At 45.7% G+C, this 16,084-nt stretch carries 12 protein-coding genes; 10 read left to right on the forward strand and 2 right to left on the reverse strand.

The features are described from left to right. The first annotated feature begins 260 nt into the window (after positions 1-260). From secE to rpoC, 8 genes are all read left to right on the forward strand, one after another. Positions 261-641 carry a preprotein translocase subunit SecE gene (gene secE, locus LIX84_RS22645; protein ID WP_005397258.1) on the forward strand — a complete coding sequence of 127 codons (381 nt, stop codon included), beginning with the start codon at positions 261-263 and terminating at the stop codon, positions 639-641. 13 nt (positions 642-654) lie between these two features. Next, positions 655-1,203 (forward strand): transcription termination/antitermination protein NusG, encoded by a 549-nt coding sequence (nusG, locus tag LIX84_RS22650; protein ID WP_005384681.1) that lies wholly within the window; start codon positions 655-657, stop codon positions 1,201-1,203. Between the two features lie 164 nt (positions 1,204-1,367). Beyond that, a complete protein-coding gene (rplK, locus tag LIX84_RS22655) occupies positions 1,368-1,796 on the forward strand; it encodes a 50S ribosomal protein L11 (protein ID WP_005384682.1) in 429 nt (142 codons plus the stop codon). A 4-nt stretch (positions 1,797-1,800) separates the two neighbouring features. Further along, entirely contained in the window at positions 1,801-2,502 is a 702-nt protein-coding gene (rplA, locus tag LIX84_RS22660; protein WP_005384683.1) for a 50S ribosomal protein L1, read from the forward strand. 293 nt (positions 2,503-2,795) lie between these two features. Further along, positions 2,796-3,290 carry a 50S ribosomal protein L10 gene (gene rplJ, locus LIX84_RS22665; RefSeq protein WP_005397270.1) on the forward strand — a complete coding sequence of 165 codons (495 nt, stop codon included), beginning with the start codon at positions 2,796-2,798 and terminating at the stop codon, positions 3,288-3,290. Positions 3,291-3,347: 57 nt separating this feature from the next. Continuing rightward, positions 3,348-3,716, forward strand: a complete 369-nt coding sequence (gene rplL, locus LIX84_RS22670) for a 50S ribosomal protein L7/L12 (RefSeq protein ID WP_005397273.1) — start codon at positions 3,348-3,350, stop codon at positions 3,714-3,716. A 252-nt stretch (positions 3,717-3,968) separates the two neighbouring features. After that, a complete protein-coding gene (rpoB, locus tag LIX84_RS22675; protein ID WP_225462385.1) occupies positions 3,969-7,997 on the forward strand; it encodes a DNA-directed RNA polymerase subunit beta in 4,029 nt (1,342 codons plus the stop codon). Positions 7,998-8,100: 103 nt separating this feature from the next. Next, positions 8,101-12,303 (forward strand): DNA-directed RNA polymerase subunit beta', encoded by a 4,203-nt coding sequence (gene rpoC, locus LIX84_RS22680; RefSeq protein WP_005397277.1) that lies wholly within the window; start codon positions 8,101-8,103, stop codon positions 12,301-12,303. 187 nt (positions 12,304-12,490) lie between these two features. Here rpoC and LIX84_RS22685 read toward each other — a convergent pair whose 3' ends face one another. After that, positions 12,491-12,982 (reverse strand): Rsd/AlgQ family anti-sigma factor, encoded by a 492-nt coding sequence (locus LIX84_RS22685; RefSeq protein ID WP_031780615.1) that lies wholly within the window; start codon positions 12,980-12,982, stop codon positions 12,491-12,493. A gap of 177 nt (positions 12,983-13,159) precedes the next feature. Here LIX84_RS22685 and nudC point away from each other — a divergent pair, with 177 nt between their 5' ends. Together nudC and hemE are read left to right on the forward strand one after the other, a co-directional pair. Continuing rightward, positions 13,160-13,957, forward strand: a complete 798-nt coding sequence (nudC, locus tag LIX84_RS22690; RefSeq protein ID WP_226422216.1) for an NAD(+) diphosphatase — start codon at positions 13,160-13,162, stop codon at positions 13,955-13,957. Positions 13,958-14,204: 247 nt separating this feature from the next. Beyond that, positions 14,205-15,272: a uroporphyrinogen decarboxylase gene (gene hemE / locus LIX84_RS22695; protein ID WP_006743188.1), complete on the forward strand. Its 1,068-nt coding sequence runs from the start codon at positions 14,205-14,207 to the stop codon at positions 15,270-15,272. A gap of 238 nt (positions 15,273-15,510) precedes the next feature. Here the strand turns inward: hemE and LIX84_RS22700 are convergent, their stop codons facing one another. Continuing rightward, positions 15,511-16,083 carry a uracil-DNA glycosylase family protein gene (locus LIX84_RS22700; RefSeq protein WP_226422217.1) on the reverse strand — a complete coding sequence of 191 codons (573 nt, stop codon included), beginning with the start codon at positions 16,081-16,083 and terminating at the stop codon, positions 15,511-15,513. Position 16,084 lies beyond the last annotated feature (1 nt).

Here is a 16,084-nt window from a genome sequence, read left to right on the forward strand (position 1 = left end):
GCGAATTAGCGATGCTTTCGGAAAATCTTGAATTAGATTTGACGAACCAGTAGCAAAAAGGGCATCATTTGATGCCCTTTTTCTGCACTCAACATTATTTTTGCTGTTTTCTTGTTCAGAAGTGGGTTGGGCGCAGAGCAAGATTAAGCAAAGATGCTTAATCTTAAGAAGAGTACGCTGATTTTTTCAGCGATATGGAGTTTGCCCTGCAACAGCGGGGTTGTTGTCGTCTATATTAAGACTTGTAACAGGTTGGTTTTATGAAAGCAAATAATGCTGAAACTCCTGATAGCTCAAACGCAGCAGATACGTTTAAGTGGTTAGCCGCTTTCGTATTGGCAGCTGCCGCTGTTGTGGGTAATTACCTGTATGGTGAAATGTCTGTAGTGGTTCGTGCTGCAGGCGTTGTTGTTCTTATTGCAGCTGCCTTAGGCGTTGCAGCAACAACGACTAAAGGTAAAGCAGCGATCAGTTTTGCAAAAGAATCGCGTATGGAAGTACGTAAAGTTGTTTGGCCTACTCGCCAAGAAACCATGCAAACAACACTGATCGTTTTAGCTGTAAGTATTGTAATGGCTCTAGTGCTATGGGGTATTGACGGAATTATGGTTCGTCTAGTAGCTCTAGCAACTGGGGTATAGAGGGTTTTTATTCATGAGTGAAGCTCCAAAAAAACGCTGGTATGTGGTTCAAGCCTTCTCTGGATTTGAAGGTCGTGTAGCTCAATCTCTGCGCGAGCATATCAAAATGCACGGCATGGAAGAGCTATTCGGTGAAGTACTGGTTCCTACTGAAGAAGTAGTAGAAATGCGCGCGGGTCAGCGTCGCAAATCTGAGCGTAAGTTCTTCCCAGGTTACGTCCTTGTTCAGATGATTATGAACGATGAATCATGGCACCTAGTACGCAGTGTGCCGCGTGTCATGGGCTTCATTGGTGGTACCTCAGACCGTCCGGCACCTATCACGGATAAAGAGGCTGACGCGATTCTTAATCGTCTTGAGAAAGCGAGTGAAGCGCCTCGTCCACGTACAATGTACGAAGCGGGTGAAGTGGTACGTGTTAACGAAGGTCCATTTGCTGACTTCAACGGTACTGTTGAAGAAGTGGATTACGAGAAGAGCCGCCTGAAAGTGTCTGTCTCGATCTTTGGTCGTGCGACACCAGTTGAGCTTGAATTTGGTCAGGTTGAAAAGCTGGACTAAGACTCTTCGTTAAAGAGTATAAAAAATCACCTTTTTAGGGTTGTATAAGGCGCGGATTATGACTATAATTTCGCGCCTTTTTACTTCAAGTGAAGTAAAAAGTTTCTTACACAAACGGGGAGCTGATCCGCGATTAGCGTTTGTACCCAAACTTAGGAATTATCATGGCTAAGAAAGTTGAAGCTTACATCAAGCTACAAGTTGCTGCTGGTATGGCTAACCCTAGTCCACCAGTAGGTCCTGCACTAGGTCAACACGGTGTGAACATCATGGAATTCTGTAAAGCGTTCAACGCAAAAACAGAATCTATTGAGAAAGGTCTACCAACTCCAGTAGTTATCACAGTATACAGCGACCGTTCTTTCACGTTCGTAACTAAGACTCCACCTGCTGCTGTTCTTCTTAAGAAAGCTGCTGGCGTTAAGTCTGGTTCAGGTCGTCCAAACACTGAAAAAGTTGGTACTGTAACTGACGCTCAAATCCAAGAAATCGCAGAAACTAAAGCTGCTGATATGACTGGTGCTGACATCGAAGCGATGAAGCGTTCTATCGCTGGTACTGCTCGTTCAATGGGCCTAGTGGTAGAGGGTTAATAAGATGGCAAAACTAACTAAGCGCATGCGCGTAATCCGCGAAAAAGTTGACGTAACTAAAGAATACGAAATCAACGAAGCTGTTGCTCTTCTTCAAGAACTAGCTACTGCTAAATTCGTTGAGTCTGTAGACGTTGCTGTTAACCTAGGCATCGATGCTCGTAAATCTGACCAGAACGTACGTGGTGCAACTGTACTACCTCACGGTACTGGCCGCGAAATCCGCGTTGCAGTGTTCACTCAAGGTGCTAACGCTGAAGCAGCTAAAGAAGCTGGCGCAGACATCGTAGGTATGGAAGATCTTGCTGAGCAAGTTAAGAAAGGCGAAATGAACTTTGACGTAGTTGTTGCTTCTCCAGATGCAATGCGCGTTGTAGGTCAACTAGGTACTATCCTAGGTCCTCGCGGTCTAATGCCAAACCCTAAAGTTGGTACTGTAACTCCTAACGTTGCTGAAGCAGTTAAAAACGCTAAAGCTGGTCAGGTTCGTTACCGTAACGACAAAAACGGCATCATCCACACTACTATCGGTAAAGCAAACTTCTCTGCTGAGCAGATCAAAGAGAACCTAGAAGCACTTCTAGTTGCTCTGAAGAAAGCTAAGCCATCTTCAGCGAAAGGTACTTTCCTGAAGAAAGTAAGCATCTCTACTACTATGGGTGCTGGTGTTGCTGTTGATCAGGCTAGCCTGAACACTCAAGCATAATTTATTTGCTTAGGCGCAAAATTAGTGTATAATTTTGCGCCTAATATTTGTGGTTGGGGCTGAACTTTGGTTCTTTGAACTGTCTCCTAGTTCGAAATGAATTAAGACCCAGTCTCCGTCCAAGACCGTAGGTGTTTGTGTAAAAGCAAGCTTAATTATCCTACGTAGATGGTGCCCGAACTGACAGAAAGCTCTATGTAATATAGTTAACTTTCTTCTGGGGAAGCACCTCAATAGCTCTCACTGTCGTGATGATAGTGAGTGGTGTAACAACAACCAGGAGTAAATCCAAGATGGCTTTAAACCTTCAAGACAAAAAAGCAATTGTTGCTGAAGTCAACGAAGCTGCCAGTGGTGCACTTTCTGCAGTTGTAGCTGATTCTCGTGGCGTTCAAGTTGGCGCGATGACTTCTCTACGTAAACAAGCTCGTGAAGCTGGCGTTTACATGAGAGTTGTTCGTAACACTCTTGCTCGTCGTGCGGTTGAAGGTACTGAGTACGAGTGTCTAACTGACACTTTCACTGGTCCTACACTAATCGCATTCTCTAACGAGCACCCAGGTGCTGCAGCGCGTCTTTTCAAAGACTTCGCTAAAGAGAACAAAGATTTCGAGATCAAAGCTGCTGCTTATGAAGGCGCTTTAACTGACGCTGAAGTACTAGCAACACTACCAACTTACGACGAAGCAATTGCACGCCTAATGATGTGCATGAAAGAAGCTTCGGCTGGCAAGCTGGCGCGTACTATCGCAGCTATCCGCGATCAAAAACAAGAAGCAGCGGCATAAGCCTTGCTTTTTACTGGTTGCTTAATAAACTTATTGTTGACTTAAAAGAGAATTGTTATGTCTATTACTAACGAGCAAATCCTAGACGCAGTTGCAGAAATGTCTGTAATGCAAGTTGTTGAACTAATCGAAGCAATGGAAGAGAAATTCGGTGTTTCTGCTGCTGCTGCTGTTGTAGCTGGCGGCGCTGCTGGCGGCGAAGCTGCTGCTGAGCAAACTGAATTCGACGTAATCCTAGAAGCTGCTGGCGGTAACAAAGTTGCTGTAATCAAAGCAGTACGTGGCGCAACTGGCCTAGGTCTTAAAGAAGCTAAAGCTCTTGTAGACGGCGCTCCAGCACCTCTTAAAGAAGGTGTTGAGAAAGCAGAAGCTGAAGCTCTTAAAGCTCAGCTAGAAGAAGCTGGTGCAACTGTTGCTGTTAAGTAATTATTGCATAGTTTCTTAGCCTAACGGCTAATTGGCTGGTGGTTTTTTAACCACCGGCCTTTTTGCGCTGTAGGGTATAGGCGAATTTTCCCGCTGTTTAAGCGCCTGATATCCATGCAAAAAACATTTCATTCTTACGAAATGAAATGTCACTACAGTAAACAGCTATATTAGTCACTGTCCCTTACCCCCCTTAAGTAACTAGGAGCGGGCGGACAGTTTGGGTCACTTATCAGCGAGCTGAGGAACCCCATGGTTTACTCTTATACCGAGAAAAAGCGCATCCGTAAGGACTTTGGTACTCGTCCACAAGTTTTGGACATTCCATACCTGCTATCGATCCAGCTCGATTCGTTCGACAAATTCATCGAACAGGATCCTGAAGGTCAATACGGTCTTGAAGCCGCTTTCCGTTCTGTATTCCCGATTCAGAGCTACAACGGCAATTCTGAGCTGCAATACGTTAGCTACCGTCTTGGTGAGCCAGTTTTTGACGTTAAAGAATGTCAAATCCGCGGTGTAACTTACTCAAAGCCACTACGTGTAAAACTACGCCTAGTTATCTTTGATAAAGACGCGCCAGCAGGTACTGTAAAAGACATTAAAGAACAAGAAGTCTACATGGGTGAAATTCCACTCATGACAGACAATGGTACCTTCGTTATTAACGGTACCGAGAGGGTTATCGTATCCCAGCTGCACCGAAGCCCAGGCGTGTTCTTCGACAGCGATAAGGGTAAGACCCACTCTTCAGGTAAAGTTTTATACAACGCACGTGTTATTCCTTACCGTGGTTCATGGCTTGATTTCGAGTTTGATCCTAAGGATAACTTGTACGTTCGTATCGACCGCCGTCGTAAGCTACCAGCATCGATCATCCTTCGTGCACTAGGTAAGTCGACAGAAGAAATCCTAGATCTCTTCTTCGAGAAAGTGAACTTCGAAGTGAAAGACCAAACTCTATTGATGGAGTTGGTTCCAGATCGTCTACGTGGTGAAACTGCGTCGTTCGACATCGAAGCGAATGGTAAAGTTTACGTTGAGCAAGGTCGTCGCGTAACAGCTCGTCATATCCGCCAACTAGAAAAAGATGGTGTTGATCACATCGAAGTACCAGTTGAGTACATCGTAGGTAAAGTTGCATCAAAAGATTACATCAATGAAGCAACAGGCGAGATCATTGTTAACGCTAACCAGGAAATCAGCCTGGAAGCACTAGCGAACCTATCTCAGGCTGGCCACAAAGCGCTAGAAGTTCTATTTACGAACGATCTAGACCACGGTCCATTCATGTCAGAAACACTACGTATCGACAGCACGGTTGATCGTATTTCTGCATTGGTAGAAATCTACCGCATGATGCGCCCTGGTGAGCCGCCAACAAAAGAAGCTGCAGAAGCTCTATTCGAAAGCCTATTCTTCTCTGAAGAGCGTTACGATCTATCGACTGTTGGTCGTATGAAGTTCAACAGCTCTATCGGCCGTGAAGATGCTCAAGAGCAAGGCACACTTGATGAAACTGATATCATCGAAGTGATGAAGAAGCTGATCGCGATCCGTAACGGTAAGGGCGAAGTGGACGATATCGACCACCTAGGCAACCGTCGTATCCGTTCTGTAGGCGAAATGGCTGAGAACCAGTTCCGTGTAGGTCTAGTACGTGTTGAGCGTGCAGTTAAAGAGCGTCTAAGCCTAGGCGATCTTGACGCAATCATGCCTCAAGACTTGATCAACGCGAAGCCAATTTCTGCGGCAGTTAAAGAATTCTTTGGCTCTTCACAGCTTTCACAGTTCATGGACCAAAACAACCCGCTATCAGAAGTAACGCACAAGCGTCGTATTTCTGCATTGGGTCCTGGCGGTCTAACTCGTGAACGTGCTGGCTTCGAAGTACGTGACGTACACGTAACTCACTACGGTCGTCTATGTCCTATCGAAACCCCTGAAGGTCCAAACATCGGTCTGATCAACTCTCTATCTGCGTTTGCACGTTGTAACGAGTACGGTTTCCTAGAGACACCATACCGTCGCGTTGTAGATGGTGTTGTAACAGACGAAGTAGATTACCTATCTGCAATCGAAGAAGGCCAATTTGTTATCGCTCAGGCGAACGCTAAGCTAAACGAAGATGGTACTTTTGCAGATGAGCTGATCACAGCTCGTCAGAAAGGTGAATCTGGTCTACACCCTCGTGAGCACGCTCAGTACATGGACGTTGCGACAAACCAGGTTGTATCTATCGCTGCATCGCTTATCCCGTTCCTAGAACACGATGATGCGAACCGTGCATTGATGGGTGCGAACATGCAACGTCAGGCAGTTCCGACACTGAAAGCGGACAAACCGCTTGTTGGTACTGGTATTGAACGTAACGTAGCCGTTGACTCAGGTGTAACTGCAGTTGCTAAACGTGGTGGTGTAATCCAGTCAGTAGATGCTTCTCGTATCGTTGTTAAAGTTAACGAAGAAGAGCTAGTACCAGGTGAAGCTGGTATCGACATCTACAACCTGACTAAATACACACGTTCTAACCAGAACACATGTATTAACCAGCGCCCATGTGTGATGCCAGGTGAGCCTGTATCACGCGGTGACGTTCTTGCTGATGGTCCTTCAACAGACCTTGGTGAACTAGCGCTTGGTCAAAACATGCGTATCGCGTTCATGCCTTGGAACGGTTACAACTTCGAAGACTCGATCTTAGTATCTGAGCGCGTAGTTCAAGAAGACCGCTTCACGACAATCCACATTCAAGAACTTACTTGTGTGGCGCGTGATACTAAGCTGGGCTCTGAAGAGATCACAGCTGATATTCCAAACGTAGGTGAATCTGCTCTGTCTAAACTAGACGAGTCAGGTATCGTTTACATCGGTGCTGAAGTTAAGGGTGGCGACATCCTAGTTGGTAAAGTAACACCTAAAGGTGAAACTCAGCTAACGCCTGAAGAGAAGCTACTACGTGCTATCTTCGGTGAAAAAGCATCTGACGTTAAAGATACTTCACTACGTGTGCCTAACTCTGTATCAGGTACGATCATCGACGTTCAAGTCTTCACTCGCGATGGCGTAGAGAAAGACAAGCGTGCGCTTGAAATCGAACAGATGCAGCTTAAAGAAGCGAAGAAAGACCTAACTGAAGAATTCCAGATTCTTGAGGGTGGCCTTCTAAACCGTGTTAAAGCTGTATTGATTGAAGGCGGTTACTCTGAAGCGAAACTAGACTCTACTGATCGTAAGAAGTGGCTAGAACTAACGCTAGAAGATGACGCACTACAAACTCAGCTAGAGCAACTTGCTGAGCAGTGGGACGAGCTAAAAGCTGACTTCGATAAGAAGTTCGAAACTAAACGTCGTAAGATCACTCAAGGTGATGATTTAGCACCTGGCGTACTGAAGATCGTTAAGGTTTACCTAGCGGTTAAACGTCGCATTCAGCCTGGTGATAAGATGGCGGGTCGTCACGGTAACAAGGGTGTAATCTCTAAGATCAACCCTGTTGAAGACATGCCATACGATGAAAAAGGTCAGCCTGTAGACATCGTACTTAACCCACTGGGTGTACCTTCGCGTATGAACATCGGTCAGATCCTAGAAGTACACTTAGGTCTGGCAGCGAAAGGTATCGGTGATAAGATCAACCAGATGGTTAAAGAGCAGCAAGAATTAGCGAAATTCCGCGAGTTCCTACAAAAAGTTTACGATCTAGGCGACACTCGCCAGAAAGTAGACATTGCTTCTCTATCTGATGATGAAGTACGTACTCTGATCAAGAACTTGCGTGGCGGCCTACCAATCGCGACTCCTGTATTTGATGGCGCTCCAGAAGAGTCAATCAAAGCACTTCTTGAGCTAGCAGATCTACCAACATCAGGTCAGTTAACGCTATTTGATGGTCGCACAGGTGATGCGTTTGAGCGTCCTGTAACTGTTGGTTACATGTACATGCTGAAACTGAACCACCTTGTTGATGACAAGATGCACGCTCGTTCAACTGGTTCGTACAGCCTAGTAACTCAGCAGCCACTAGGTGGTAAAGCTCAGTTCGGTGGTCAGCGTTTCGGTGAGATGGAAGTATGGGCACTAGAAGCATACGGTGCTGCTTACACGCTACAAGAAATGCTAACGGTTAAGTCGGATGACGTTAACGGCCGTACTAAGATGTACAAAAACATCGTAGACGGTAACCACAGCATGGAACCTGGCATGCCAGAATCGTTCAACGTACTGTTGAAAGAGATCCGCTCGCTAGGTATCAACATCGAGCTAGAAGACGAAGAGTAATCCTTTCTCTCTTGATGAAAGTCGAGAGAATCAAAGCGATTATTTGGAAGAAGGTGCTCACTTTAGCGAGTGAGCTCCTTTTAACTCCTTACAGGAGCTGATTGTGAAAGACTTATTAAACTTTCTAAAAGCACAGCATAAGACCGAAGAATTTGATGCAATCAAAATCGGTCTATCTTCACCAGACATGATCCGTTCATGGTCTTTCGGTGAAGTTAAAAAACCTGAAACGATCAACTATCGTACGTTCAAACCTGAACGCGATGGTCTGTTCTGTGCGCGTATCTTTGGTCCAGTTAAAGACTACGAATGTCTTTGTGGTAAGTACAAGCGCCTGAAGCACCGTGGTGTTATCTGTGAGAAGTGTGGTGTAGAAGTTACACAAACTAAAGTTCGTCGTGACCGTATGGGCCACATTGAACTGGCTTCACCAGTAGCTCACATCTGGTTCCTAAAATCGCTACCGTCTCGTATCGGTCTACTGATGGATATCCCTCTACGTGATATCGAACGTGTTCTTTACTTCGAAATGTACGTAGTAACAGAACCAGGTATGACTGATCTAGAAAAAGGTCAGATGCTTACTGAAGAAGAGTATCTAGATCGTCTAGAAGAGTGGGGCGACGAGTTCACTGCTAAGATGGGTGCGGAAGCTATCAAGGACCTACTAGGTTCTATGGATATGCACGCTGAAGCAGAACAAATGCGTGAAGAGTTAGAGACAACAAACTCTGAAACTAAGCGTAAGAAAGTAACTAAGCGTCTTAAGCTGGTAGAAGCGTTCATCGCATCGGGTAACAATCCAGAGTGGATGATCCTAACTGTACTTCCAGTACTTCCGCCAGATCTACGTCCTCTAGTACCTCTAGATGGCGGTCGCTTTGCGACTTCTGATCTTAACGATCTATACCGTCGTGTGATCAACCGTAACAACCGTTTGAAGCGTCTTCTAGAGCTAGCTGCTCCGGACATCATCGTACGTAACGAAAAACGTATGCTGCAAGAGTCTGTTGATGCGCTACTAGATAACGGTCGTCGTGGTCGTGCGATCACAGGTTCTAACAAGCGTCCTCTGAAATCTCTTGCTGATATGATCAAGGGTAAACAAGGTCGTTTCCGTCAGAACCTTCTAGGTAAACGTGTAGACTACTCTGGCCGTTCTGTTATCACAGTAGGTCCATACCTTCGTCTACACCAGTGTGGTCTTCCTAAGAAGATGGCACTTGAGCTATTCAAACCATTCATCTACAGCAAGCTAGAGACTCGTGGTCTTGCGACTACAATCAAAGCTGCTAAGAAAATGGTAGAGCGTGAAGAAGCGGTCGTTTGGGATATCCTAGACGAAGTAATCCGTGAACACCCAGTACTATTGAACCGTGCACCGACACTTCACCGTTTAGGTATCCAGGCGTTCGAACCAGTACTAATCGAAGGTAAAGCGATTCAGCTACACCCACTAGTGTGTGCGGCGTACAACGCGGACTTCGATGGTGACCAAATGGCGGTTCACGTACCTCTAACTCTAGAGGCACAGCTTGAAGCTCGTACTCTGATGATGTCGACAAACAACATTCTGTCGCCAGCGTCAGGTGATCCGATCATCGTACCTTCTCAGGACGTTGTATTGGGTCTGTACTACATGACTCGTGAAAAGATCAACGTGAAAGGTGAAGGCATGTACCTTTCTGGCCCAGAAGAGGCTGAGAAAGCATACCGCACTAAACAAGCTGAGCTTCACGCACGCGTTAAAGTACGTATTACAGAAACCGTTGTAGACGAAGACGGCAACAGCACTACAGAAACCAAGATGGTAGACACCACTGTTGGTCGTGCAATGCTATGGCAAATCGTGCCAGCTGGTCTACCGTACAGCATCGTTAACCAAAAGCTAGGTAAGAAGCAAATCTCTAACCTACTTAACGAGGCGTACCGTAAACTAGGTCTGAAAGACACTGTAATCTTCGCTGACCAAATCATGTACACCGGTTTCGCATACGCGGCACTTTCTGGTGTATCTGTTGGTATCGACGATATGGTTGTACCAGCAGCTAAGTACACTGAAATCGCAGAAGCGGAAGAAGAAGTACGTGAAATCCAGGAACAGTACCAATCAGGTCTTGTTACTGCGGGCGAACGCTACAACAAAGTTATCGATATCTGGGCATCGACCAACGACCGTGTTGCGAAAGCAATGATGGAAAACCTTTCATCTGAAACGGTAGTTAACCGTGACGGTGAAGAGGAACAGCAAGAGTCATTCAACAGCATCTACATGATGGCGGACTCGGGCGCTCGTGGTTCTGCAGCACAGATTCGTCAGCTTGCGGGTATGCGTGGTCTGATGGCGCGTCCAGATGGTTCAATCATCGAAACGCCGATCACGGCGAACTTTAAAGAAGGTCTAAACGTACTTCAGTACTTTATCTCAACGCACGGTGCTCGTAAGGGTCTTGCGGATACGGCACTGAAAACAGCGAACTCGGGTTACCTAACTCGTCGTCTAGTAGACGTTGCTCAAGACGTTGTTGTAACTGAACATGACTGTGGCACTCATGAAGGTGTCGACATGATGCCTCACATCGAGGGTGGTGATGTTAAAGTTGCACTTTCTGAGCTTGCTCTTGGTCGTGTTGTTGCTGAAGACGTACTAAAACCTGGCACTGAAGACGTTCTTATTCCACGTAACACCCTGATCGATGAGAAGTGGTGTCAAATCATGGAAGAGAACTCAGTAGACAGCATGAAAGTGCGCTCTGTAGTAACGTGTGATTCTGACTTCGGTTGTTGTGCACAGTGTTACGGTCGTGACCTAGCACGTGGCCACCTAGTGAACCAAGGTGAAGCAGTAGGTGTTATCGCTGCTCAGTCTATCGGTGAACCAGGTACACAGCTTACCATGCGTACGTTCCACATCGGTGGTGCGGCATCGACAGCAGCGGCAGAGAACAGTGTTCAAGTTAAGAACAACGGTTCTATCAAGCTACACAACGCTAAATCTGTACTAGCAGATGACGGTAAGATCGTTATCACTTCTCGTGCGACAGAGCTAACTATTATTGATGAGTTTGGTCGTACGAAAGAGAAACACAAACTGCCTTACGGTACGCTACTAAGCAAAGGCGATGGCGATACAGTTCAAGCTGGCGAAACAGTTGCAAACTGGGAAGCGCACACACTACCTATCATTACTGAGGTAGCAGGTCGCATCCAGTTCGTAGATATGATCGACGGCGTAACAGTATCTCGTCAAACTGATGACCTAACTGGTCTATCTTCAAGCGAAGTAACTGACCCAGCAGCTCGCCCTTCAGCAGGTAAAGATATGCGTCCAGCTATCAAACTTGTTGATGAGCAAGGTAACGATGTAATGATCCCTGGTACTGATATGCCAGCTCACTACTTCCTACCTGGTAAAGCGATTGTGAACATCGAAGATGGCGCAGCAGTAGGTGTTGGTGCGACACTAGCACGTATTCCTCAGAAGTCTGGCGGTAACAAAGATATCACTGGTGGTCTTCCACGAGTTGCTGACCTATTTGAAGCACGTAAGCCGAAAGAGCCTGCAATCCTTGCTGAGCACACAGGTACTGTGAGCTTCGGTAAAGAGACCAAAGGTAAACGTCGCTTAGTGATCACACGTGAAAGCGGTGAAGCTTACGAAGAGATGATTCCTAAGCATCGTCAGTTGAACGTATTCGAAGGTGAAAAAGTTGAACGTGGTGACGTGATCGCAGATGGTCCAGAGTCTCCACACGACATCCTACGTCTACGTGGCGTACACGCGGTAACGCAGTACATTGCTAACGAAGTACAGGAAGTTTACCGTCTACAAGGCGTTAAGATTAACGATAAGCACATTGAAACTATCGTTCGTCAGATGCTACGTAAGTGTACTATTACTCACTCTGGTGACTCTGAGTTCCTACCTGGTGAGCAGATTGAGTACTCACAAGTTAAGATTGCTAACCGTAACCTAGAAGCTGAAGGCAAAGAGCCTGCACGTTTCGAACGTGAACTACTAGGTATCACTAAAGCATCTCTAGCGACTGAGTCGTTCATCTCTGCGGCATCGTTCCAGGAGACAACTCGCGTACTAACAGAAGCAGCAGTTTCTGGTAAGCGTGACGACCTACGTGGTCTGAAAGAGAACGTAATTGTTGGTCGTCTGATCCCAGCTGGTACTGGTTTCGCATACCACCAAGAGCGTCAAGCTAAACGTTCTGAAGCGCAAGATGGTCCTTCTGCTGAGCAAGCAACGGACAACCTAGCGGCACTTCTAAACGCTGGTTTCTCTTCTGAAGAGTAAGCCATTTAACGAGTAATCGTTAGAAGCTTAAGAAAAAAGGCACCTTCGGGTGCCTTTTTAGTTTTTATCCTGCCTTTTTCTTCGAGAGGGTTCTTATAGAAGGTAATACTGGTAAGGCTAGAAACAAAAAAGACCGACGATGATCGTCAGTCTTTTCTATCCTTCAGTCTCTGAATGTTCGCAAACACTAAGCCCCTGGGGGCATAGACAGACTTTCTGCGATCTGCTGTATCAGATAGTCCTCGACTTCAAATCGAGTCTCAAGAATTTCGCCAATGAGACACATATCAGAATCGAAATCATCTAATTCATCATCTTCAGTAACTTCTGAGTACTTATCGTTAAAGTTCAATAGTGGTTCAGTTGTCAGGACTATTTGGCCATAAGTTTGATTGATCTCATTGGTCACGACAAAGCCAGTTGCTTTCCAGCGATCCATAACCATGTCATAGATTTTAAAATGGCCCTCGGAGATGTAATCAACGAGATGCTGACAGAAGTCCTGCAATTCGGAAGGAGATGGGAGTTCAATAACATTGGTTTTCGAACAAGGTTGCAGTGCTGCAAGCTTACAATATTCAACAATCAGGGATTGTCGTGTCTCTAACCAGTGATCAATGACATCACTTGAGCCACCCCACTGGTCTTGTGTTTGTTTGAATTTTTTTAGCATGACCATGCCCTCATGATCTGATCGCCTGTTGGCGAACGTATCCTTTGCAAAGCAAAGTTAGTAAAGTTATTACAAACTCTTGTCCTTACTAGAATTTAGAGTGCGAATTTACTTAACGACAAACTCTAGTATGAAATTAGATTGCCAGTAAAATGAACGAACTTCAAGCAAAGGGATGGTGTAATGTTAAGAAAAGGTGATGTTAACCGCGCGATAAATGCATACTGGTGTGTTGTTGCAGGAAGTGAAATTTGGCTGGTGGATGGTGCTGTGCCTTTCGGGTCTGCAGAGCAGTTATCACTGCCAGAAGTGAGTGCAAGGCCCATTGGTGAGTATTCAGGTTCGCCCGTCATGTGGCTTAATTTGTCTGATTTGGAGCATGATCTACCATTAGTCTCACTGCGCGACTGCCTGCATTTTCCTGAGCCATTATTTATGTTGCTAAGTAAAGCGGTCCAGTATGGGCACATGACGCAAAGTCTGCGTTTTTGCCCACAGTGCGGTGGAAGAAACTTTCTTAATAATAACCAGTTAGCTATGCAGTGTTGCGAATGCCGTACTCTCCATTATCCTCGAATATTTCCATGTATTATCGTTGCTGTGCGTAAAGAGAGCCAGATCTTATTGGCCCAACATCCTAGGCATCGAAATGGTATGTATACCGTTATTGCCGGCTTCTTAGAAGTTGGTGAGACATTAGAAGAGTGTGTGGCTCGAGAAATTCATGAAGAAACAGGAATTCTCGTTAAAAATATTCGTTACTTTGGCAGCCAGCCTTGGGCTTTCCCATCGAGTATGATGATGGGGTTTTTAGCTGACTATGAATCGGGAGAGTTAAGTCCAGACTACACTGAGCTGTCTGATGCACAATGGTTTGGTATTGACGAGATGCCGCCTGTTGCGCCTAAAGGAACGATTGCAAGAGCGCTTATCGAACAAACGCTACAAGATATTGATTCTAATTATCTGATAAATAGATAAAAAAAACCCTCCGAGAGGGAGGGGGTAAGTAAGATGTCGTTATGAGATGCTGAGTACTGGGTACTCAGTTTATAATTGTAGTTTTCGCTAGCGAACAAATTTTTAACATTGATACCGATTGGGTGCAAATTAAGCATTGATTTAAAAGTTAATAACTTGATCCAGGTTGCAAAGCACACAGCTATTGGACTTAAATCAGTGATAGAATACCCCCTTTCACAGAAAGCCTAACAGTTGGAATTACGGAATGACTGAATTAAAAAATGATCGTTATCTGCGTGCGCTTTTAAAAGAGCCGGTAGATTACACGCCAGTATGGATGATGCGCCAGGCAGGTCGTTACCTACCAGAATACAAAGCGACTCGTGCAGAAGCGGGTGATTTCATGTCTTTGTGTCGAAATGCAGAATTAGCATCCGAAGTGACACTTCAACCATTACGCCGTTTTCCTCTTGATGCCGCGATCTTATTCTCGGACATCTTAACGATTCCAGATGCAATGGGGCTTGGTTTACGTTTTGCTGCGGGCGAAGGACCTGTTTTTGATAACCCAATTACATGCAAAGCTGACGTGGAAAAAATTGGTTTGCCAGATCCAGAAGGTGAACTGCAATATGTAATGAACGCAGTACGTCAGATCCGTAAAGACCTTAAGGGTGAAGTGCCGTTAATTGGCTTCTCTGGTAGCCCGTGGACTCTTGCTACGTACATGATCGAAGGTGGCAGTTCTAAAGCCTTCACCAAGATCAAGAAAATGATGTACGCGGAACCACAAACTCTGCACTTACTTCTAGATAAGCTGGCAGACAGCGTTATCGAGTACCTAAACGCGCAAATTAAAGCAGGCGCGCAGTCGGTAATGGTATTTGACACATGGGGTGGCGTACTGACGCCTCGTGACTACAACCTGTTCTCACTGCAATACATGCACAAGATTGTAGATGGTCTGATTCGTGAAAACGATGGTCGTCGCGTGCCAGTCACACTGTTTACTAAGAATGGCGGTATGTGGCTTGAGCAAATCGCAGCAACGGGCTGTGATGCGGTTGGTCTAGACTGGACAATCAACATTGCAGACGCGAAAGCACGTATCGGTGATAAGGTGGCGCTGCAAGGTAACATGGACCCATCAATGCTTTACGCTTCGCCAGAGCGCATCCGTGAAGAAGTAGCGGATATCCTAGAAGGATTTGGTGATACGGGGACTGGTCATGTGTTCAACCTAGGTCACGGTATCCACTTGGATGTACCGCCAGAAAACGCGGGCGTATTTGTGGAAGCGGTACACGAGTTATCTAAGCCATACCACAAGTAAGTTAGATTTTTTACAATCAAATGCCGGCATTCAGTGCCGGTATTTTTTTACCTAAAATTCAATTTTTTATCTGAAACTCAAGGCTGTACAGCTCTAGTAGTATTTGGCCTACTATGATCTAATTACTATTTAGTCTGTACGCTTATTGTTTAATCTTATTATAAACAACAGCTTAGCGGTTTGTGTTTGTGTGCTTATTTTCTTGTACAGATAAAAAAGCAATTAGATCATGGGTAACCTAAAGCATCGAGTGAACGCGTTTTTTAAGGTATGGCACGACTTCAGACTCAAACCAAGGATTCTTCTTTAACCACAATGTATTGCGTGGAGAAGGATGAGGAAGCGGGATAAAATCAGGTTCCCAATCCTGCCATTGCTGAACGGTTTGCGTGAGCGTTTTGGGCTTATTGGTCAGGTAGTACTGCTGCGAGTACTGACCAATTAGTAGAGTGAGTTCTATATTGGGCAGCTGCTCAAGAATCTTTTTATGCCAAGTGGGCGCACACTCTTTGCGAGGCGGTAAATCACCAGAGTTCCCTTTGCCTGGATAACAGAATCCCATTGGGACAATGGCAATTTTATTTGGGTCGTAGAAAACGTCTTTGTCGATATCGAGCCATTGGCGTAATCGATCACCACTTGGGTCATTCCAAGGTATTGAGGTTTGGTGCACGCGTGTGCCAGGGGCCTGACCGATGATTAGGATGCGTGCCCCTTTTGCTGCTTGTACGACAGGGTTTGCGCCCAAGGGTAAATTATCCGCACAGATCTGGCAGGCCCTCACTTGTTGCAATAGCTCGTCTAACGACATT

The organism is Vibrio sp. E14 (assembly GCF_020515785.1).
Classification (GTDB): Bacteria; Pseudomonadota; Gammaproteobacteria; order Enterobacterales; family Vibrionaceae; genus Vibrio; species Vibrio diabolicus.

Coding starts and splice junctions, on each gene's coding strand:
- secE (WP_005397258.1), top strand. CDS start 261: ATGAAAGCAAATAATGCTGAAACTCCTGATAGCTCAAACGCAGCAGAT.
- nusG (WP_005384681.1), top strand. CDS start 655: ATGAGTGAAGCTCCAAAAAAACGCTGGTATGTGGTTCAAGCCTTCTCT.
- rplK (WP_005384682.1), top strand. CDS start 1,368: ATGGCTAAGAAAGTTGAAGCTTACATCAAGCTACAAGTTGCTGCTGGT.
- rplA (WP_005384683.1), top strand. CDS start 1,801: ATGGCAAAACTAACTAAGCGCATGCGCGTAATCCGCGAAAAAGTTGAC.
- rplJ (WP_005397270.1), top strand. CDS start 2,796: ATGGCTTTAAACCTTCAAGACAAAAAAGCAATTGTTGCTGAAGTCAAC.
- rplL (WP_005397273.1), top strand. CDS start 3,348: ATGTCTATTACTAACGAGCAAATCCTAGACGCAGTTGCAGAAATGTCT.
- rpoB (WP_225462385.1), top strand. CDS start 3,969: ATGGTTTACTCTTATACCGAGAAAAAGCGCATCCGTAAGGACTTTGGT.
- LIX84_RS22685 (WP_031780615.1), bottom strand. CDS start 12,982: ATGGTCATGCTAAAAAAATTCAAACAAACACAAGACCAGTGGGGTGGC.
- nudC (WP_226422216.1), top strand. CDS start 13,160: ATGTTAAGAAAAGGTGATGTTAACCGCGCGATAAATGCATACTGGTGT.
- hemE (WP_006743188.1), top strand. CDS start 14,205: ATGACTGAATTAAAAAATGATCGTTATCTGCGTGCGCTTTTAAAAGAG.
- LIX84_RS22700 (WP_226422217.1), bottom strand. CDS start 16,083: ATGTCGTTAGACGAGCTATTGCAACAAGTGAGGGCCTGCCAGATCTGT.